Annotated in this window: 17 protein-coding genes and 1 pseudogene; 10 read left to right on the top strand and 8 right to left on the bottom strand. The window is 47.7% G+C overall.

Annotation, left to right across the window (positions count from 1 at the left end):
• Positions 1-505: 505 nt before the first annotated feature.
• From NYE54_RS21420 to NYE54_RS21410, 3 genes are read right to left on the bottom strand one after another with little or no spacing between them, the layout of a single operon-like run.
• Entirely contained in the window at positions 506-1,645 is a 1,140-nt protein-coding gene (locus tag NYE54_RS21420; RefSeq protein ID WP_339266090.1) for a Ger(x)C family spore germination protein, read from the bottom strand.
• Positions 1,642-3,054: a spore germination protein gene (locus tag NYE54_RS21415; RefSeq protein ID WP_339266088.1), complete on the bottom strand. Its 1,413-nt coding sequence runs from the start codon at positions 3,052-3,054 to the stop codon at positions 1,642-1,644. Before NYE54_RS21415 ends, NYE54_RS21420 begins: the two co-directional genes overlap by 4 nt.
• A complete protein-coding gene (locus tag NYE54_RS21410) occupies positions 3,051-4,157 on the bottom strand; it encodes an endospore germination permease (protein WP_339266086.1) in 1,107 nt (368 codons plus the stop codon). The genes NYE54_RS21415 and NYE54_RS21410 overlap by 4 nt, the downstream gene beginning before the upstream one ends.
• 224 nt (positions 4,158-4,381) lie before the next feature.
• Between NYE54_RS21410 and NYE54_RS21405 the strand changes: the two genes are divergently transcribed.
• Complete coding sequence (locus NYE54_RS21405; protein WP_339266084.1) at positions 4,382-5,758, top strand: amino acid permease; 1,377 nt, start codon at positions 4,382-4,384, stop codon at positions 5,756-5,758.
• On the opposite strand, the gene NYE54_RS21400 is transcribed toward NYE54_RS21405, so the two are convergent.
• Positions 5,755-6,390, bottom strand: coding sequence for a LysE family transporter (locus NYE54_RS21400; protein WP_339266082.1), 636 nt, complete (start codon positions 6,388-6,390; stop codon positions 5,755-5,757). The two genes, NYE54_RS21405 and NYE54_RS21400, sit on opposite strands and share 4 nt — an antisense overlap.
• Before the next feature lie 257 nt (positions 6,391-6,647).
• Between NYE54_RS21400 and NYE54_RS21395 the strand changes: the two genes are divergently transcribed.
• The 4 genes from NYE54_RS21395 (at position 6,648) to odhB (ending at position 12,574) form a co-directional block, all read left to right on the top strand.
• Positions 6,648-7,157: a metallophosphoesterase family protein gene (locus NYE54_RS21395; protein WP_339266080.1), complete on the top strand. Its 510-nt coding sequence runs from the start codon at positions 6,648-6,650 to the stop codon at positions 7,155-7,157.
• Between the two features lie 117 nt (positions 7,158-7,274).
• The gene (locus NYE54_RS21390; RefSeq protein ID WP_339266079.1) at positions 7,275-8,177 is read left to right on the top strand and encodes a DUF72 domain-containing protein; all 903 of its coding nucleotides are present in this window, start codon (positions 7,275-7,277) and stop codon (positions 8,175-8,177) included.
• Positions 8,178-8,420: 243 nt separating this feature from the next.
• Positions 8,421-11,297: a 2-oxoglutarate dehydrogenase E1 component gene (locus NYE54_RS21385; protein WP_339266078.1), complete on the top strand. Its 2,877-nt coding sequence runs from the start codon at positions 8,421-8,423 to the stop codon at positions 11,295-11,297.
• Positions 11,298-11,302: 5 nt separating this feature from the next.
• Entirely contained in the window at positions 11,303-12,574 is a 1,272-nt protein-coding gene (odhB, locus tag NYE54_RS21380; RefSeq protein ID WP_339266076.1) for a 2-oxoglutarate dehydrogenase complex dihydrolipoyllysine-residue succinyltransferase, read from the top strand.
• Between the two features lie 223 nt (positions 12,575-12,797).
• Here odhB and NYE54_RS21375 read toward each other — a convergent pair.
• The 3 genes and pseudogenes from NYE54_RS21375 to NYE54_RS21365 form a co-directional block, all read right to left on the bottom strand.
• Positions 12,798-13,073 (bottom strand): annotated as a pseudogene (locus tag NYE54_RS21375) (transposase); the annotation flags it as partial.
• A gap of 207 nt (positions 13,074-13,280) precedes the next feature.
• A complete protein-coding gene (locus tag NYE54_RS21370; protein WP_339266074.1) occupies positions 13,281-14,039 on the bottom strand; it encodes a hypothetical protein in 759 nt (252 codons plus the stop codon).
• Positions 14,040-14,510: 471 nt separating this feature from the next.
• Complete coding sequence (locus NYE54_RS21365; protein ID WP_165789659.1) at positions 14,511-14,678, bottom strand: hypothetical protein; 168 nt, start codon at positions 14,676-14,678, stop codon at positions 14,511-14,513.
• 173 nt (positions 14,679-14,851) lie between these two features.
• Here NYE54_RS21365 and NYE54_RS21360 point away from each other — a divergent pair, with 173 nt between their 5' ends.
• The 3 genes from NYE54_RS21360 (at position 14,852) to NYE54_RS21350 (ending at position 17,138) form a co-directional block, all read left to right on the top strand.
• Positions 14,852-15,934 carry a lactonase family protein gene (locus NYE54_RS21360; protein WP_339266072.1) on the top strand — a complete coding sequence of 361 codons (1,083 nt, stop codon included), beginning with the start codon at positions 14,852-14,854 and terminating at the stop codon, positions 15,932-15,934.
• A 72-nt stretch (positions 15,935-16,006) separates the two neighbouring features.
• Positions 16,007-16,798 (top strand): SDR family NAD(P)-dependent oxidoreductase, encoded by a 792-nt coding sequence (locus tag NYE54_RS21355; RefSeq protein WP_339266071.1) that lies wholly within the window; start codon positions 16,007-16,009, stop codon positions 16,796-16,798.
• 91 nt (positions 16,799-16,889) lie between these two features.
• Positions 16,890-17,138 carry a DUF1450 domain-containing protein gene (locus tag NYE54_RS21350; RefSeq protein WP_015736210.1) on the top strand — a complete coding sequence of 83 codons (249 nt, stop codon included), beginning with the start codon at positions 16,890-16,892 and terminating at the stop codon, positions 17,136-17,138.
• A 102-nt stretch (positions 17,139-17,240) separates the two neighbouring features.
• Here NYE54_RS21350 and NYE54_RS21345 read toward each other — a convergent pair whose 3' ends face one another.
• Positions 17,241-18,146: a rhodanese-related sulfurtransferase gene (locus NYE54_RS21345; protein WP_339266069.1), complete on the bottom strand. Its 906-nt coding sequence runs from the start codon at positions 18,144-18,146 to the stop codon at positions 17,241-17,243.
• A 201-nt stretch (positions 18,147-18,347) separates the two neighbouring features.
• On the opposite strand from NYE54_RS21345, the gene NYE54_RS21340 reads away from it, so the two are divergent.
• On the top strand, positions 18,348-18,986 hold the full coding sequence (locus tag NYE54_RS21340) for an SGNH/GDSL hydrolase family protein (protein WP_076322084.1): 639 nt from the start codon (positions 18,348-18,350) through the stop codon (positions 18,984-18,986).
• A gap of 281 nt (positions 18,987-19,267) precedes the next feature.
• Positions 19,268-20,308, top strand: a complete 1,041-nt coding sequence (locus NYE54_RS21335; RefSeq protein ID WP_339273599.1) for an ABC transporter substrate-binding protein — start codon at positions 19,268-19,270, stop codon at positions 20,306-20,308.
• The last annotated feature ends 34 nt before the right edge of the window (positions 20,309-20,342 follow it).

The raw sequence follows: 20,342 nt of genomic DNA, 5'->3' as shown, positions 1-20,342 counted from the left end.
CGCCCCCTATTTTGGGGGCGCTTTCATTTTTACGTGCACCCTTCAGAAAAAAGGACACATGGATTAGTGCAACCTTGGGGATATAATATGCACATGGACCATAGGTAAGCACATGTCTCCGGTGGAAGCTTTCCTGCGCCAGCTACATCAAATTCATCAAGGTCAATCTCTTCAAAAATTTCAGAATATGATTGATTATTCAAAGAAAACACCCCCTTTTTTGAGAGAATATTCCATGGAATAATGTTAGTATACTCTAAGCCAAATATATAATCAATTCCTATTATTGGTTAATAATAGAATCAAACGTATTTACATCCAATAGATTTATGAAAATCTACTAATTAAATTTCTCCTTGTTACCGCAGGCGGAATCCATTAAAGACGAGATCAAGGACATTATGAAAAAATAAAGGAACAACAAAAAGAAGCAGGCCGATAAAGGTCTGCTTCTTTTGCTGTTTTCACAATTTCGGGGAAAATACAGTTTGTTTATGACGTACATTTATCGGTTCAAACTTCTGCGCTGTCCCCAGTATCGCAGGTTGACGTCAACCTCAAGTTCAAGTGACGTTTCATCGTCGATTTCCTTTTTCTGTTCCACTAATTCCTTCCAGAGCTTCGGATCGGTTCGGTACAATTGGAGACATAGCTGGTAGGGATCCGCGTGGATCAATGCAGCTTTATGGAAGGTATTATGCATTTCTTTTCGCAGGGTATCTTCCGTTAAGCGCTTCATCTCCTTAATTCCCACCTTCTTATACATATTCTGCACTGTCCCGATGACGTTAAGCTTGATTCGATATGACGCATCCTTTGGTTTACGGATGACTTCAATGGATGATTGGGGCTTCTCCAGCCGTATGCTCCCGACGGCTTCGCCGTCCGCCTGAACAATGACGGCAGCATGGGTTTGAGGCGAGGCTAGCCAGCGTGTACCCAACAGATCGGATCGTTTGAGCCAACCCATCAATTCCTTGTTCTTGATCAGAAAACCGCCGTTCACTTCTAAAATCGGGTGCTGCTTCAGATTTTCCGACCAGTTCTGATTTGAAATATGGAGCGAGGGCAATACGACGGTAGCGGCTTTCTCCCGGTAGAGACGAATAAAGTTCACGAATTGAATCGGACGTATAAACGAGAATTGGACATAGCTTTCTCTGGGTTCATGAAGCAGTGAGTGCAGAGGTGAGAGCTGAAAGAACGGCGATACCGTAAAGAGGTCCTCCATATTGTCCTTGGTGCCATAGATCCATTTCGTATAACGGATTTCCTGCGAACGGTTGGTCAGGTCGAACACTTGGGACAACTGCTTAGGTTTTAACACCGCTTCCGTAAGCACCAAAGCCGTGACATGGCCCCAAGAGACCCGCTGCTGATTCGATGTATACAAATCGATTAGGGCTTCAGCCAAAGTGGTGCCGGTTCCTCGGCCGACCCAAATCGGCGCTTTCTCAGTTGGCTTGCTGCTTTCTTGTTTGGCAATCGTTGCGAAGTCCAGCATCTGCACATAGATGATATACTTGTCGTTCTTATAATCGACGCCCAAAGCCGTGATGTAGTTGATATCCTGCACTTCTTTGTTATCCCAGCAGCCTGAGATCAGCAAAGATCCTATACATGCGAGTATCCATACACGCTTCATAGGGATCCACCCTTTTTTCGTTTGCCCGGAAATCGCATGAGATTGCCAATGATTTTGGATAAGGAAAAAGGCGAGAAGGGGGCAAGATACGGCTGTCCAAATGGATTATGATGGGCTGCATACTGAACGATCAAGAATACCGATATGAAAAAACCGAATAACCCGAATACCGAGGAAAGAGTAAGGACTAAAAACCGGAAAATCGTCTGGGTAACAACAAAATCCTGATTGGAGTGGGTTGACCCCGCAACAAAAGCCAGTGCGCCGATCACCGTCATCGTTGGGGAGAAAAAACCACCCCGAATCGCGGCGTCACCGATGATGATACCGGAAACGACCGTAATGGTTGAAGCGATTGGTGAAGGCATCTGCATACCGGCTTCCCGCAGTAGGGTAAGTAGAAACAAGATGATCAGCATTTCAAATCCGGTCGGAATAGGAAGCCCAAGCCGTGTGTTCGCGACCGTGGCGAGCAGCGGGAAAGGGATTTGATCCTGATGAAAGGACAGCAAGGTAATATAAAATCCCGGAAGGAAAACGGAAATCAGGAAGCCAACCAGTCTGAGAATTCTCCATGGGATAACGAAATAAAACGGCATCTGCGGATCCTCTGCGGCAAACAGGAGCTGCATAAAACTGGCAGGTGCAATCAATACTACGGGACTTCCCTGCATAATAATGACCAATCGACCGCGAGTTAAAGAGTCATAAGCAAGATCGGTCCTTCCCGTATAATCGAACATGGGAAGCACCGTGAATCGATACGGAGTTAGATGCTCAGCGAGTTCGCCCATGCCTACGGGTGAGTCGCCGGAGAAATCATTTAGCTTATCCACGATGGCAGTGACGGTCTCTGGGATCACCTTGTCTTTTAAGTACATGATGCCGACAGTAGTTTTGCTCTTGTCACCCAGCTTAAAGGAGGAATAGACGAGTCCGGGTGATTTCAGCCGTTTGCGAATGAGCGATACATTGATATCCAATTCCTCGACGAACCCGTCACGAGGACCTTTGATCGAGGTCTCTGCGGAACTTTCCTCCGGGGTACGCCCAATGCTTTTGGATGCGCTATAAGAATACAGCTTATTGTCCTTAGGAAAATACAACGCAACATAACCTGAATATACAATATCATCAACCGATTCCACATTAGCCTCGGATGTGTCAAGGGTAAGATAATATTCCAGATGCTCGGGATCAAACGGATGCTTCTGAGAAATGGATATATTCCATTCCTTGCTAATAACAGGCAAAAAGATTTTGGACATCAATTGAGAATCGCACATCATCGGGTTGTAAACCATAATGGCCCATGGCAGCATATCACCTTCTGCACCAGGATAAGACGTAATATAGATGTCATCGGAATCGGCATAACGATCTCGGAGCTGCTGTTCCGTCATATTCATTGCGGGGATTCTCCTTTCGACGAATGTGAGTTCTGTTGTTGGGATGGTTTATGGATCAAGAAGAACAACAGGAGGCTTAAGATGGTAATATAAACGGCGGATATGGGCAAAAAATAGTCTGCCATTGCATAATACATTTTGGGATTGCTGATCGGTGAAGCGCACAGAATAATAAGCAGCGTTGACACGGCTAATATGCCTACGCTTTGCTTGGACTTGGGAAGAAGGGTTTCACAGAGCAAAAAAATCGAGATGGATATGGAGATATAAGCTCCGCTGAGCCATTGGAAAATCGACAAAAAGTCGACATGCTCTACGAATTTGCCCAGCTTTACGAGACGCCACTGTTCATAAGCCGGGTATCGCTGGAGACCCATTTCTTCAGGTCCAAATTCGGCAATGCCGCCAACGGTGGGTCCAAACGTCAGGAAGATCAGAACCAGATGGATGAGCAGGATTGTAAGAAAACCGGGCTTTTTCTGAAGGTGGGGGCGTAAGAATAAAATCAATATAAATTGGGATAGTCCTCCGAACATGACGGGGATTCCGCTTAGAACCGGCTGGAAGCCATCTTCAAGGACGGGCAGCAAATAATTGTAGTTCTTTACTTTCAGATTGGCCAAGGATACGAATATCCCCAGCAAAACGACAAAAGGAAGCAATATTCCGGCAGAAACGCCAATGGTCTTTATGCCGTGATTTGCGCTGACAAGACATAACACTAAGAGTACCAATGCGGTGGCAATGATAGGGGTTTGGATCATATAGGTCGATTTTGTCCAATCGATGACCTCTTTTAAGGTATAAAAGGCAAAAGTAAAAAAATATAAAGCGGACAAACTCATCACCAATATTCGAGCCCCTTTGCCGCTGCTTTCGTCAAGTGCCTGCGTGATGGAACGATTGCCGATTTTTTGGATGATCCCGTAAATAAGCAGAACCCAGGGCAGGAATAATACGGCCGACACGATAATGGTGATCCAGGCATCCCGTCCGGATTTCTCCAGAAGCACAGGTATGATCATGACATGATTGGTCAAGCCGGCCGTAAGCATCATAATCATAAACGCCTGATTCGTTGGAATACCGCGAGTTCCTGACATGTGTGATCCCCCAATACAGCTTTCTTCCGTTTAGAGTTCTCGGGGAACACCCAAAATATGCGAGAGAACCCAGCCATAGACTGGACATGGGCATAATTCCATGGCTTCTCTTTTGCCAAAAGGCATTTTTAGGTTGAGATACGCGGTACATAAATCACGGAGGTTCCCTTCATAATAAGGAAAGTTTTGAACGAACCCATAACAATAATCTGGAGGACAGAACCGTGAACAAAGGGGCGAAGGCGGAGTCAGGGAACTTGAGATGGTGGCAGCTATCGCTGCTGGGGGTTGCATCAACGATCGGCACAGGGTATTTTCTCGGATCCGCTTTAGGTATTCGGCTTGGAGGACCGGCTTTTCTTCTTTCTATTATATTGGCGGCGACAGCCACCTTCTTTGTGTTTGATGTGCTGTCACGGATGACGGCCGAGGACCCGCAGAAGGGCTCGTTCCGAACCTATGCCAAAAAAGCCTATGGCCGATGGGCAGGCTTCTCTACGGGGTGGATGTACTGGTGCTCCGAAGTGTTGATCATGGGGAGCCAGATGACGGCGCTGGCGATTTTCTCTCGCTTCTGGTTCCCTGGCGTTCCAATGTGGATATTTGCGTCAGGTTATGCCGTATTGGGACTGTTTGTCATCTGGATCGGCAACAAAGGCTTCGACCGGCTGGAGAATGTATTGGCTATCATTAAGGTCGCCGCGATTGTCATGTTTCTCATCATTGCTGCTGCCGCCTTGATGGGGTGGTTAAAAGGAGGGTCGAAGTTGCACGTTCCAGGCAGCATAAACGCATTTTTCCCGGCAGGTGGCATGGGCATGTGGTCGTCCCTGATTTTTGCGTTCTATGCCTTCGGCGGAATTGAAGTCATGGGGGTCATGGCGATTCGCTTGAAGAATCCGAAGGAAGCGCCCAAAGCGGGTAGAGTGATGATTCTGCTGCTATCCATCGTATACGTTCTTTCTATTGGCATGGCCGTGATCATGGTGGCCTGGAATCAATTCTCCACGACGAAAAGCCCCTTTGTTGTGGCACTAAGCTCCTACCACCTTCCTTTTATCCCGCATATATTTAATGCTGTATTGATTATAGCCGGTTTCTCGACCATGGTTGCCTCGCTGTATGCAGTGACCACGATGCTGGTTACGTTATCCGAAGATAAGGACGCTCCCAAGCTGTTTTCTAGGAAAAAGTTTAAGCGGGATACGCCCATATATGCACTTTCCCTTACAGCTATCGGATTGATTGTATCTATTGTGTTGTCTCTGCTCATGCCAGGCAAGATTTATGAGTATTTGACCACGGGTGCAGGACTTATGCTGCTGTATAACTGGTTCTTCATCCTCATATCGGCAGGCCGACTCATAGAGCTTACGGTGTGGGGCAAGATCAAAAGATACATCGGGATGCTGTTGATTGCGGCTGCCGTCAGTGGAACCGCACTCCACCCTATGAGCCGCCCGGGGCTCTGGATCAGTATTGGGTTTATCGTGGTAATCGGTCTGGTTGTCCTATGCATGCGCTCCGTGTGGAAGAAATCCGGTCAAGGCCACGCCAGGGAGGCGGATAAACCCAAGTTTCGTCCGAAGCCGGCCCGTTAGAATATGAGCGGATATAGCAGCGCAAGAGCCCGAATTCCAAAATAAACGCCAAAGACGATTAACGAGATGCCGGAAATTATGGAGATCAGGGAGAGCGCTCTATTGCTCAAATATCGGCGGAATACACTGCCGAGCGCAGCCATGAACAAATCCCATAGTACAACCCCGGCGATGACGGCCACGCTGTAGATAAACAGATTGGCGGAGCCGTCATCCGCTGCGGTTTTAACGAGAATAGAGCCGTAGATTCCGAGCCAGAACAGGATTGTCATCGGATTGGATACGGATAAGAGAAACCCGGAGAGCATGCTTTTCAATAACGAATCTTCATTGTTTTCTTGACTGATCGTCACTTTATTGGCATTCAGGATGCTTTCAAGCCCCGAATAGATAAGAACAAAGGCACCGAACAGCCACAGAAAGGTCTGCATGAACGGCGTATTCAGGAAGTGAACAACGCCCAGGTAGACCAGGATCATATAAAGGATATCTGCCAGGACCGCACCGATTCCGAACAACCATGCATGCCAAAACCCTTTCTTAATCCCTTTATCGAGCTGTGCTGCATTGACCGGGCCTACGGGGGCTGATAGAGAAAGTCCCAGAATCATGTAGCTAATAAAAATACTCATTGACTTCCACCTCTCGTCATGAACATGGATAAGAAAGCTTGTACCTTCATGCTCGTACATTCTATTCAGCACTCAAACAAACTAAAACTTATGATTGGAAATTTTTTCTGTCTGAAACAGACCAACAAACCGCGCAGCTCACCTGCGCGGTTTTATTTGAGTTCGTTTATTTGAGTTCGTTTATTTGGTAGGATATAGGTTAGTGCCAGACAGCAGGTATCTCAGCATTTAATATGATGAAGAAGGGGTCGATCAAGATGAGTTTTCCATTTCGGATTACGGTATTGTCAGACACCCATATGCCAAGAAAAGCGAAAGAGCTGCCAGCCGCACTGCTTGAAGATGTGAGGCATTCGGATCTTATTCTTCATGCTGGTGACTGGTCTAATTGGGAGCTCTATGAACAGCTTAGTCAATATGCTCCGGTGGAAGGAGTAGCCGGAAATGTTGATGACGAGCGGATCATAGAACGGTTAGGTTACAAGAAGCTGGTCGAAATCGAAGGCAAACGCATCGGTATTGTGCATGGGCACGGACAGGGAGGAACAACGCCCTCCCGGGCAAGAAAAGCTTTTGCGGACACGGAGGTGGATTGCATCTTGTTTGGCCACTCCCATATACCGTTTAAAGAACATGTGCAAGGGGTGCTGTTGTTCAATCCCGGTTCCGCCACGGACAAAAGACGGCAGCCCCGGTACTCCTATGGAAGGCTACACATCGTGAACGGAATGCTGGAGGCGCATCATATTTTTTATGATCAGAAGTGAATGTGATGATAGCAGTTGGTAAAAAAAGTAAGGGGTTGCCTGCTTTTGAAATTTCCCGTATGGGGTTAATTAATAGAAGTCCCCGATATGGTAAATCATGTGGATGAGAGGATTGTTATGTTAACGGAAGAAAAGCATGAGCATGTGATTCAGGTAGGTCTGTCCGGATGGGGAGATCATAACAAGTTGTATGATGAAGGGGCGAGGGCCGCCGACAGGCTGGAAATGTACAGCCGACATTTTCCCATCGTGGAGATGGACAATTCATTCTATGCCATACCGTCACCGGAACAAATGAATAAGTGGGCAGCTGCTGTTCCGGAACATTTCGGTTTTATTGTAAAGGCTTATCAAGGCATGACAGGCCATGCACGCGGCCAGGGCAAGGACAGATACCCAAGCGTCAAAGCGATGTTTGATCATTTGCTCACGTCAGTTGAGGAATTGCGGGCTGCGGACAAATTAAGGACCGTTCTGTTTCAATACCCGCCCTGGTTCGGGTGCGAACGCAAACATGTGGACATTCTGAAGCGTACGCGGGAGTGGATGAAGGATGTACCCGTAGCTCTGGAATTTCGGCATCAGAGCTGGTATGCGCCAGAGTTTCGGGAGAAGACACTTGAGTTTATGCGAAATGAGGGCTGGATTCACAGCATCGCCGACGAGCCGCAAGCGGGCATTGGATCCGTCCCGGTCGTACTTGAGACTTCGGGTACAAAGGCTGTGATGATCCGGATGCATGGCCGTAACGCCGAAGGGTGGCACTCCAGCGGTCAGCCCAACTGGCGCGAGGTGCGGTATTTATACCGTTACAGCTTAGAGGAATTGGAGCAGTGGAAGGTATGGATAGAGCAATTGCTGGAGAAGTCGAAGCAATGCTGGATTATATTCAATAACAATTCGGGAGGAGATGCTTCCGACAATGCCAAACAGCTTCTTCAGCTGCTGGGGATGGATACCGGACCTGAACCGCTGCGGCAGATGGACTGGCTGGAAGTGGATGTTTTTTCAGATAAATGACTTTAATTGGAAACCTATACAGAGAATTGGTGGCTTCACGGACAAATCGTCAAAAAATTGACGCAAATTCATCTGTTTCTGAGATCATTATTATATATAAAGGGTATTTTCGGTATTGAGGCCAAGTGTATTATAATGTAATCGTAAGAAAACGTTTATTTAATGTAAAATGTAGTATGCAGAATGTAAAATTAGAAATTCCGTCCTTGAGCAATCAAAATAATCTGACGGAGGGAGTCAGCGATGAAGACCCTTGACAGAATGACAGAGGGACCTTGGCAGAAATATCATGGTCCGAACTTGGGGTACATTCAAGATCAGTATGAGAAGTTTTTGCAAGACCCGCAATCTGTGGAGCCAGGATACCGTGAGCTGTTCGCCAGCTGGGGACCGCCTCCATCTTTGGAAAACAATGAAAAGAAAGCGGATTCGCAGGGACAAGGTGTTAGCTATGACCCGCAATTACTGAAAAAAGGGGTAGCTGCCGGCAAACTGGTATGGAACATTAGAACCTATGGTCATCTGGCCGCCGACATTGATCCAATTGGAATTGGAAACGAAGCTGACACACGTCTGCTTCAATCAGAAAGCTACCAACTCAGCCAAGCGGATTTGGCAGCCCTGCCTGCAGAGATCGTCTGGGAGGAGGCTCCTAGCGATATCAAGAATGGCTTAGAGGCAATCCAGCGGCTGTTACAATTATATACAGGCTCCATTGCCTATGAATTTAGCCATGTTCACGATGAAGAAGAACGCAAATGGCTCAACGAGCAGGCCGAATCGGGACGTTATTTGTCCGCCATGAGCGTAGAAGAGCGCAGGGGGCTTTTGAAGAAGCTGTTTGAGGCCGAGCAATTCGAGGAGTTCCTGCACCGCACATTCGTAGGTGCGAAGCGCTTCTCGGTTGAGGGCAACGAAGCACTCGTACCACTGCTTGACGAAATCGTTCGCCAAATGGCCGAGGTGGATGTCAACTCCATCCTCGTAGGGATGGCACACCGTGGGCGCTTGAACGTCCTGGCTCATGTACTGGGCAAGGATTACAGTAAGATTTTCTCGGAGTTCATGCACTCTCCGAATAAACATCTCGTTCCATCCGAAGGCTCCATGGGCATTAACTACGGCTGGACAGGTGACGTGAAGTATCATTTGGGTGCGGACCGTTATTTGAAGAAGGATGAAGCACGACAGGTTCGGATTACCCTTGCAAACAATCCGAGTCACCTGGAATATGTCAATCCGGTGGTAGAGGGCTTTGCTCGTGCTGCTCAGGAGGATCGCAGTGAAGCGGGATATCCGAAGCAGGATGTAAACAAAGCGCTGAGCATTCAGATTCATGGTGATTCCGCGTTCCCTGGCGAAGGGATCGTGCCGGAAACCCTGAACTTTAATAAACTGCCAGCGTTCCGTACGGGCGGATCGATTCACATTATCGTGAACAACCGTATCGGATTTACAACAGAAGGCAAGGATTCCAGATCAACTCATTATGCGAGTGATTTGGCGAAAGGATATGAGATTCCGATTATCCACGTGAACGCCGATGATCCGGAGGCATGTATCGCGGTTGCTCGTCTTGCGAGTGATTATCGCAATAAGTTCAAGAAGAGCATTCTGATTGACCTTGTTGGCTACCGGAAATATGGCCATAACGAAACCGATGATCCGGAAACTACCCAGCCGCTTATTTATCAGAAGGTGAAGAATCATCCAACCGTTAGCACGATTTATATGAAGAAACTGGTGGATGGAAACATTCTGACACAAGAACAAGTGGACAGTCTGAAGAATAGCGTTCTGGAGGTCTTGAAGAATTCTTACGAGAGCGTGAAGTCGAAGGATCCTGTTGATCAGATCCTGCTTGGACTGAACGCGACCGACGGTAAATCCAAGACGGAAGTAGCTACGAATGTATCTGCACAAGTGCTGCGCGGGATTAATCGCGAGCTCCTGCAGTGGCCGGAAGGCTTTACGGTATATCCGAAGCTTCAGCGTATTCTCGAGCGCCGCAGCAATTCGCTCGACGAAGGCGAGAAGGTGGACTGGGGCCATGCCGAAACGCTGGCTTTCGCTACGATTCTCGCAGACGGCAAGCCGATCCGGATTACGGGACAGGATGCCGAACGTGCAACATTTGCCCATCGTAACCTTGTGCTTCACGATGCGGTTAATGGAGAGACCTTCTGTCCGCTGCACCGGTTGCCGCAAGCCAAGGCTTCGTTCGCGATCCATAACAGCCCGTTGACTGAAGCAGCCGTTGTTGGATTTGAATATGGCTACAATGTGTACTCTCCTGAGACTTTGGTTATCTGGGAAGCGCAGTATGGCGATTTCGTTAACTGTGCCCAGGTTATCATTGACCAGTTCATCACAGCCGGCCGCTCGAAGTGGAGACAGAAGTCCAGTTTGGTTATGCTGTTACCTCACGGTTATGAAGGGAATGGTCCTGAGCACTCCAGTGCAAGACTGGAACGCTTCCTCCAGCTGAGTGGTGAAGATAACTGGACGGTTGCGAATCTGACTTCCGCTGCCCAGTATTTCCATCTGCTGCGCAAACAAGCTTCCTTGACCGAAACCGAAGATGCCAGACCGCTGGTGATCATGGCTCCGAAGAGCTTGATTCGTAATCCACGCGTGGCATCGCCTGTGAATGCGTTCAGCGAGGGCGGTTTCCAGAAAGTGATGGAGCAGCCGGGTCTTGGCCAATCACCGAAGAAGGTGGAACGCCTTGTTCTTTGCTCGGGGAAAGTTGCAATCGATTTGGAGGACGCACTGGATAAACAGAAGGATCAGGATCAGTCCTGGCTTCATATTCTTCGTGTGGAACAGCTGTATCCATTCCCGAAAGAAGAAATTTCCCGTGTGATGCAGAAGTATCCGAACCTGAAAGAAATTCTGTGGGTTCAGGAAGAACCTCAGAACATGGGCAGCTGGAGCTTCATGGAACCAAGAATTCGTGAAATTGCACCTAAAGGCACAGAGGTCCGTTACAGCGGGCGTCCTGAGCGTTCGAGCCCTGCTAGCGGCTATCAGGATGTTCATGCTTATGAGCAACAGACCATCATTTCTTTTGCCCTTAATCGTAAAACTATAAATCAACAGATCTCATTGGGGAGGTAGCGGCTGTGAGCGAAATTACTGTACCAGCTATGGGCGAATCCATCACCGAAGGAACGATATTCAAATGGCATGTTAAAGAAGGGGATAGCGTTAACATCGGTGATGTGCTGCTCGAGTTAGAAACGGATAAGGTTAATCTTGAAATTAGCGCAGAGTCTGAAGGCGTTGTGGAAAAAATCCTTCGTCAAGAAGGGGAGAATGTAACGATCGGTGAAGTGCTCGGTCAAATTTCTCCACAGGAAGGCGTTGCAAGCGCACCGGCACCGAAGGCTGCTGAAGCTCCTGTATCCGCGCAAACGGAGACTGCTCCGGCACCCGCGGCAGAAGCATCGAAGCCGCAAGCTCCGGTACCGGCTCAGAACGAGGAAGGAGCGGGTCTGACTGCATCGCCATCCGCACGCAAACTGGCTCGTGAACGCGGGATTGATCTGGACCAGGTACAGGGCCGCGACCCGATAGGTCGGATTTACCATGATGATGTGAAGAATCATAATGAAGCCAAGCCTGCAGCACCAAGCAAGTCTGCTGCTGCCACAGCTGCTCCGGCAGCACAGGCTCCTGCTGCTGAGTATGGAAAGCCAGTAGAACGCACTCGTATGTCTCGCCGTCGTCAAACGATTGCGAATCGTTTGGTCGAAGCGCAGCATACGGCTGCGATGCTGACTACCTTCAATGAAGTAGATATGACAGCGATCCTGGATGTACGTAAGCGTCGTAAACAAGCTTTCCAAGAGAAGCATGACGTAGGCCTCGGCTTCATGTCCTTCTTCACCAAAGCGGTTGTGGGTGCGTTGAAGAGATTCCCGCATCTGAATGCCGAGATCGATGGCGACGACATCGTCGTGAAGAAATTCTATGATATCGGTATTGCGGTATCCGCGAAGGAAGGACTTGTCGTTCCGGTCGTTCGCGATGCTGATCGTCTTGGCTTTGCCGAGATTGAGAAGGAAATTGGCAATCTTGCTGCAAAAGCTCGTAATAATGCCCTGTCCTTGTCTGAGCTGCAAGGCGGTACATTTACGATCACGAATGGCGGCGTCTTCGGCTCACTGTTGTCTACGCCGATCCTGAATACGCCGCAGGTGGGTATCCTCGGCATGCACAAAATCCAGCTTCGTCCGGTAGCCATTGATGCAGAGCGTATGGAGAATCGTCCTATGATGTACATCGCACTGTCTTATGATCATCGGATCGTTGATGGTTCCGAAGCGGTTCGCTTCCTGGTTACGGTGAAAGAGCTCCTTGAAGATCCAGAGTCGCTGCTATTGGAAGGTTAATATCCGCCCAGAGATGTGCATAAATAAGAAGGCCGCATGGATAAAACCATGCGGCCTTCAAAGTATCCAGAAACCCAGGTCATTTTACGACCATGGGTTTCTTTTTGCATTCAGGTAGAAATCAATCGATGAGAGGAAGGGGAGTCCCCCGTTTTTCCTGGTGATCCAGGTGAATCGCCATCTTCTCCATGTTCTGCGCGTCTGCTGTCATCAAGGCTTGTTACTTGACGTTTTGCAGCCCGCGCAATCGGCAATAGCGAACCCGAACCCCATGATGGCTCTTTAGCATCCGTAAAGCTTTGCTCAATCGTTTCTTTTCGTTTTCGGTTCAGCCATTTACCCGATCAGCTAAGCTGGTTGTTTCGCAGAAGTCCTTGCTATCTTCCCAGACTTGACGTGTGATGACATTGCGGTGATTGCGTGAACGAGTACATTGTTCTCGCATCGGGCAAGTTTTACAGTGCTATGGATCCGAGGTATATTGCCGGTATCCTTCACGGCACCACAAACAAAAAAATAGCTGTCGAGACTTTCTCGACAGCCATGGACTTAGTTAATCATTAATTTCGTTTTATCTAATTAGTTTGATTACTTTTATTTTATAAGACGAAGGGTATTTGCACACACATGCAGGAAATATCCTTCGCTAGAAGTTGTAGAGCGCCAGCCTCAATTTCGATCTTTGAAACAGACTAAGTGGCACCCGTTAAAACTTTGTCCAAGGTACATTGTTCATATTTGGATGAGAAGAGGTGAAGTTATAGTATCTATGAAGTGGAGTAGATGCCTTAATATTTAAACCAAGCGTAGAACTCAAAGCACCAATGGTACCAGTTGCACTCATCCTCCAAGTACCTGATCCATAATAATAACCTTCACTTATATAACCTGGGTTATTACTTGATTGCTCGGTAATTATCCATGCTGGATTACTATTTGCATGTGCATAGGACACTTGTAGTGGTTTAGTTGCTACACTACCATTATGTTCCCAACTAACAGTTAGTGTTAGTGTGGATACCTCAATACCAAATACCGAAAGTTTGGTGGAACGGCTTGCCGATGCTCGTGTATTAGCAAGTGTACTTACATTTCCATTCTCTGATGCCGTAACTACAGCTTCGTTTTCGACCGTTACAGGCACTACAACACCATCAATCACATAACTTTTCTTTACGTCGTCGCCATTAATTCCGGATAATTCAAGCGACTCTCCATATTGATCACTCGTTAAAAATTTTACGAAGGCCTCTTGACTTGCTGCATCAAGATCCATAAACTTTTCTAAGACTTCTTTTGCAGCAGTATCTCCGGTCTCAATTTGTTGGTTTAAAAATTCGACATAGCTCGCTGGCGTAAGAAAGTCTTTATCCTCATAAGATTCAGCGTGTGCTAATGATGAACCTATAGATAAAAAAACAACTACTGCCAATATATTTTTTATGAATTTTGAACCAAGTCTCATAAATCTGTCCTCCTATGGGTATATATGTTATATGCTGGCGCCTTTATGGGATATATTACCTTTGATTTGTTGAATTCAAACATTTTAATATTTTGCGTGGAGGAGTTGATGGGTGAAATGAAGAACAATAAAGCTTTGTGGATTATCTTAGGAGTTGTTGCTTTGTTTATTATTATCTACTTTCTTGCCACAGCTAGCTAATCCTATATAATTAGGCTGAAAGTTTTATAGACTAATAAGACAGTCTTTAGTGACTGTCTTCAGAGTTTCGAGAAAGTCTAGGGGACTTTTCGACACTTGATTTTTTATATGGGGGAAACTCATCTTTTAATACAATAATAGATTTAATACGATCTGAGGCCCCTAGTTTTGAGACTATTAAGGAAAAACTTACCACCTGCAAAAAACAGGGGGGTCTCGACAGCCTGAAGGCCGCATGGACATTGCCATGCGGCCTTCTTATATAAGCGATTATGATTTTGATTTATGGTTATCGTTTGGATCCGGAAGATCCCGAGGGTTCCAATTCTCAGCCTGAGGCTCCACATCCTGATGTTTCTTCACTTTGTCCCTTTGTTCCTGAGAGTCATTCTCCGTGTCCTGCTGATTGCGTACTTCCTCGCTGTTCGGTTGTTTCATGGGAATACCTCCTTCAGTCGATATAATACATACATACCCGGTATGACAAAAGACAAACAGACATCAGACGTCAAGTCATTTGATTTTCATTGGGGTTGAAGTTAACATGGTAACTGAAAGTACACTACATAAAACATGATAAGTATAGATAAATGAGAGGAGAGATAGACATTATGGCGAATCCATCACAGCGTACGCTGCTGTTTACAGGTGCGTATGCGGAAGACAACCAAAGCGGAGTATGCGTATATGAATTTAACGGGGATAGCGGCGAACTGAAGCTGCTTGATGAGGTATCCGGCATTAAGAATCCGACCTTTCTGAACGTAGACCCGGAAGCTAGACGTTTATATGCCATTGGCGAAATTACAGAGGAAGGCGGAAAGACTGGCGAGGTCATCAGCTTTGAGATTGACCCTATGGCCGGCAAGCTGACCGAACGGAACCGTGTTCGCAGTGTGAGCAGCTCGACTTGTCATATCCAGCGAGATGAAGCGAGCAAGTATCTGATTGTCTCGAGTTATCATGGAGGTTTGGTAGGCCTTCATGCAATCGGTACGGATGGACAAGCCGGTGAACTTCTGGATGAGAAGAAACACGCGGATCTCGTTTCTGTACGGGAAGATCAGCAATCCAGAGCGCATTCGGCATTTTACAGTCCAGATGGTAGATTCGTGTTCGTACAGGACTTGGGACTGGACAAAATTCTCGCTTACACGGTAAATGAGAATACCCAAGAATTGAGCTTTCATGGCGAAACCCAGTTGGAAGCAGGCGTAGGCCCCCGTCATTTAGCGTTCCACCCAAGCGGTGCATACGCTTATGTCATCAACGAGTTGAATTCCAGTGTCACGGTGCTTCGCTACATCCCGAACGAGGGGCGTTTAGAAATACTGGAGACGATATCGACACTGCCTGCGGATTTTGACGGGGAGAGTTACTGCGCCGAGATTGCCGTGTCGGCGGATGGAAAAACGGTATACGGGTCTAACCGCGGACATGACAGCATTTTCGTATTTTCCGTGCATGAAGATACCGGTCGCTTAAGTCCGGTTCAATATATTTCGACAGAAGGCGGACACCCGCGTCATTTTACGCTGATGCCTGGGGGCAAGTTCCTGGTTGTCGCCAATAGAGACGGCAATAATCTTGTATTGTTTGATGTGAATCCGGAAGACGGCAAGCTTGCCTTTACGGGATATACCGTCTCGCAATCCAAACCGGTATGTGTAAAACCAGCGGTGTTCCAGCTTTAGACAGCCAAGATTCAGATACCGACTCGTTGGGTTATCTATAATCAGGAAAACTTAAACGAGGAGGTTGTGGCAATGTCAACAAATCAACGTTTGGATGGTAAAGTAGCCATCGTTACCGGTGCTGGTTCCGGAATCGGCCAGGCCGCAGCCCTTCTTTTGGCGGAGCAAGGAGCTAAACTGCTGTTGATCGATATTGATCGTGAACGCGTGGAGAAGGTGAAGCAAGCGATTGAGCAAGGCGGAGGCGAAGCGCTGACCGGCAACTGTGATATTTCCAAAGCGGAATCGCTGAAGGATTGCTTCAGCCAAGCTGCCGAGAAGTGGGGAAAGATGGACATCGTGTTTGCCAACGCCGGCATCAATGGGACCAAGGCTCCGATCGAGATCATGGAGCTTGATGAATGGGATGCTACGATCAATACCAATTTAAGAGGAACGTTTGCCACGGTAAAATACGCGATTCCCTATTTGAAGGAGCATGGAGGCAGCATCATCATTACCAGCTCCATCAACGGTAACCGGGTGTTTACCGGCTTTGGGTTCTCAGCATACAGCACCACGAAGGCCGGACAGGTTGCTTTCATGAAGATGGCGGCTCTGGAGCTCGCACGTTATAAAATTCGGGTAAATGCCATTTGTCCCGGCGCGATTTCAACCAACATTGATGAGAGCACCATCGAGAAGCCAGAGCTCGACGAGGTGACGATCCCGATTGAATATCCGGAAGGTGATCAGCCATTGGCGGACGGACCGGGACAGCCTTCACAGGTTGCCCAGCTTGTAGCATTTCTTGCATCCGATGATGCTTCCCATATCACCGGCACTGAAATTTATATCGACGGAGCGGAATCCCTCATTCACTAACCTTCAACAAAGACCGATTTGACAAAACCGGGCATTTTCCTCATAATGAATGAACGTATTGTCAAATGGAATAGTGGTGATGAAGATGGGGATGGGGATTGTTGTTGTGGAAATATGCGACAGCAACTTGATGAGTGCTTTGGAACTTGAGCATCTTGAGGAATTGTATCCCGAAATCGCTGTCCTGCGGGCCGATTGCATGAATCTTTGCGGTCTGTGCAAGCTGCGGCCATATGCACTGGTGAATGGTAAACGTGTATTCGCGGCAACGACGGAAGAATGCGTCGAGAAGATCAAAGCTGCTATCGAAGCTGAACTGGCTGTTTTCCATGATATTTAATACGTCTGAATGCAGACGAGATCGTATAGTAAAAGGGCAAGGTGCGAGTGAATCGCACCTTGCCCTTTCCTTTAGTTATAACTATTTATGGCTGGGTTTCGCTCAGGAAGCATTGTGGCTTGCAGCAACAATCTCTTCACACTCTGCAGAGCAGCAGCCATGATGAAGCTCCTCGCACTCTTCGCAGCATACATGCTGCAGGTGGCAAGCGTCATTATCGCAGTTGATATACCGATCTTCGGGCTTTCCGCAATGGTGGCATTTACCAACGATGACATCCTCGTCCGTTTGATTGATCGGTACAGCAATACGCTCATCAAATACATAACATTTCCCGTCGAACAGACGGCCTTTTACTTCAGGGTCTTTACCGTAGGTGACAATGCCGCCCTCCAGCTGGGCAACGTCCTTAAAGCCTTCCTTAAGCATGAAGCCGGTCAGCTTCTCGCATCGAATGCCCCCTGTGCAGTAAGTCAGGATGGTTTTGTCCTTATGCTCGCTCAGGTTCTCGCGAATCCAATCCGGAAACTCACGGAAGGATTGAACCTCTGGACGTATCGCATTGCGGAAATGACCAATATCGTATTCGTAGTCATTCCGTCCGTCGATGACGATTACATCATCACGCTGCAAGTATTCATAGAATTCTTGAGGCGCTAAGCGGGTTCCGCTGATCTCATTAGGGTCGAGCTCATCCTCCACCCGGAAGGTAACGAGTTCCTCGCGGTGACGGACAAACATCTTCTTGAATGCGTGCCCTTCGGAAGGGTCAATCTTAAACACCATGTCCGCAAAGAGCGGGTTGGCGTGCATATCCTGCATATATTGTTCAGTCTGTTCAATCGTACCGGATACCGTACCATTGATGCCTTCGGAGGCAACCAGGATACGTCCTTTGAGTCCAAGATCTTTGCAGTATTGCAGATGCTCGTCTTTGAACGCTTCAGGGTCCGGGATTTGAACAAATTTATAATAGAGAAGGATCTGATACTTCTGTTGCTCTGACATGATTTAATCACCTGTTCTTTTATATATTCAGCCATACGTGTACCTATAGAATTGTAGTGAATTCACTCCACATAGTCAACTTAAATGTATAGAAAGTTTCCCATGATATGTGAATTTAAGGGGTTTCACGATTGCAGGAAAGCGGTTATGATGAAGGGGTGAGCTTGAGAACACTTTCAATTATTGGAGGCGTTGAACAGCATGGTACATATCGAGCAAAATGCACTCGTATTGTTTCAAGGCGACAGTATTACCGATTGCGGGCGAAATTACGAGGAGTCGGACAGTTTGGGGCATGGATATGCGCTGATGGCTGCTGCCCGGCTTGGTATGGAGCTGCCTTTGAAAAGGCTGCGTTTTGTAAACCGCGGAATCAGCGGTAATCGGGTTGTCGATCTGCGGGGGCGCTGGGAGGAAGACTGTATTGACCTGGATCCGACATGGGTATCCATCCTGGTCGGTATTAATGAGACCGGCAGGAAGTATAACCGTGGTGAAGCAACGTCCGTGGAAGCCTACTATGAGGGGTATCGTGAGCTGCTTATCCAAACCCGCGAGTTAACCGGCGCGAATTTTATTCTCATGGAGCCGTTCTTGCTGCCTGTTACGGAAGCCAAGAAGGAATGGCGGGAGGATCTGGATCCCAAAATTCAGGCCGTTCGCGAATTATCGCGAGAATTTGAGACGCTGTACGTTCCGCTCGACGGCATTTTTGCTGCAGCCAGCTCCAAGATAGAGATGAGTTATTGGGCATCTGACGGTGTTCATCCTTCCCCCGCAGGTCATGCGCTCATGGCAGAAGCGTGGCTAGCGACGATGCAGGGCCGGTCCATTTTGTAGACGCTCCGGATTTTTTCTACTATATAAATAATATTTCGTTTAGTTGACATCCCCGGAAGCTTGTAACGTCCGGGGATGTTCTTTATGTAAACCATTACATGCTTTATAAAATCTTGATTGACGAAAACAATTGGGTACATATAAAATGTTCATAATAGACCGTTGTTCAATAGGAACGACTTATTTTTTGACTTTAATGCTTTCGTCTATGAAAGCGGGGAAGCGTTGTCGCTTTATGTAGAAAATTATTGAAGCGGTTAACAAATGAGAGGGGAATCATGATGAAGAGAAAAATGTGGTTATCACTTACACTCTCCGCACTGCTGGTTACAGCGGTAGGATGCGGGGACAAGCCGGAAGGCGGCGGTACGACTCAAACGGGCAGCGGCGGAGAAGCGGAGAAGAAAACCTATAGCATCGCTATTTCGCAGATCGTAGAGCATCCATCCTTGGATGCAACGCGGGAAGGCATTCTGGCGGCTTTGAAGGAAGCCGGAATTTCCGAGGAAGACAACACGCTTAAAATCGATTACAACAATGCGCAAGGCGATCAAGCGAACAACCTGTCGATCGGCCAGAAGCTGAAGGATACGAAATCGGATCTGGTGGTCGCTATCGCCACCCCGTCCGCGCAGGCAGTGGCAGAGAACGTAAAGGAAAAGCCGGTACTGTTCGCAGCGGTGACCGATCCGGTTGACGCAAAGCTGGTAAGCGACTTGCAGAAGCCAGGTGGCAACGTCACCGGTGCATCGGATACCAACCCGGAGGCAGCTAAACAGCTGATGGATTTCATCAGCACCAACTTCCCGAATGTGAAGAAGATCGGCCTTGTCATTAATGAAGGGGAAGCCAATGCAGTGGTTATGGCAAAGACGGCTGAAGAGGCGCTCGCCGAGCATGGCATCGAGCTGGTTAAGGCGGCTGTAACGAACACATCCGAAGTGAAACAGGCCGCGGAATCGTTAGTCGGCAAGGTAGATGCTTACTATATCACGTTGGATAACGTTGTGGTCAGCGGCGTTGACGCGATTATCCAAACGGCACAAAAGAATAAAATTCCGTTCTTCTCCAGCGACCGCGATACGGTGGAGAAGGGGGCTTTTGCAACCGTCGGATTTAAGTATTACGACCACGGCTATCAGGTTGGACAGATGGCTGTAGAGATCCTGAAAAACGGCAAAAATCCGGCGGACATGGAAGTGACGAAGCCGGATAAGCTGGATCTGATCTTGAACACGAAGGTTGCGGCTGACTATGGTATTGAAGTGACCGACGCCATGAAACAGGAAGTCAAAGACCCGGATAACAACATCATCGAGTAACTGTAAGGCGCGGAGATAACAGCCCGCGCCTTAC

The organism is Paenibacillus sp. FSL K6-1330 (assembly GCF_037976825.1).
Classification (GTDB): Bacteria; Bacillota; Bacilli; order Paenibacillales; family Paenibacillaceae; genus Paenibacillus_AQ.
The sequence above is the reverse complement of the archived record's forward strand: the minus strand, read 5'-3'. Positions and strand labels throughout refer to the sequence as shown.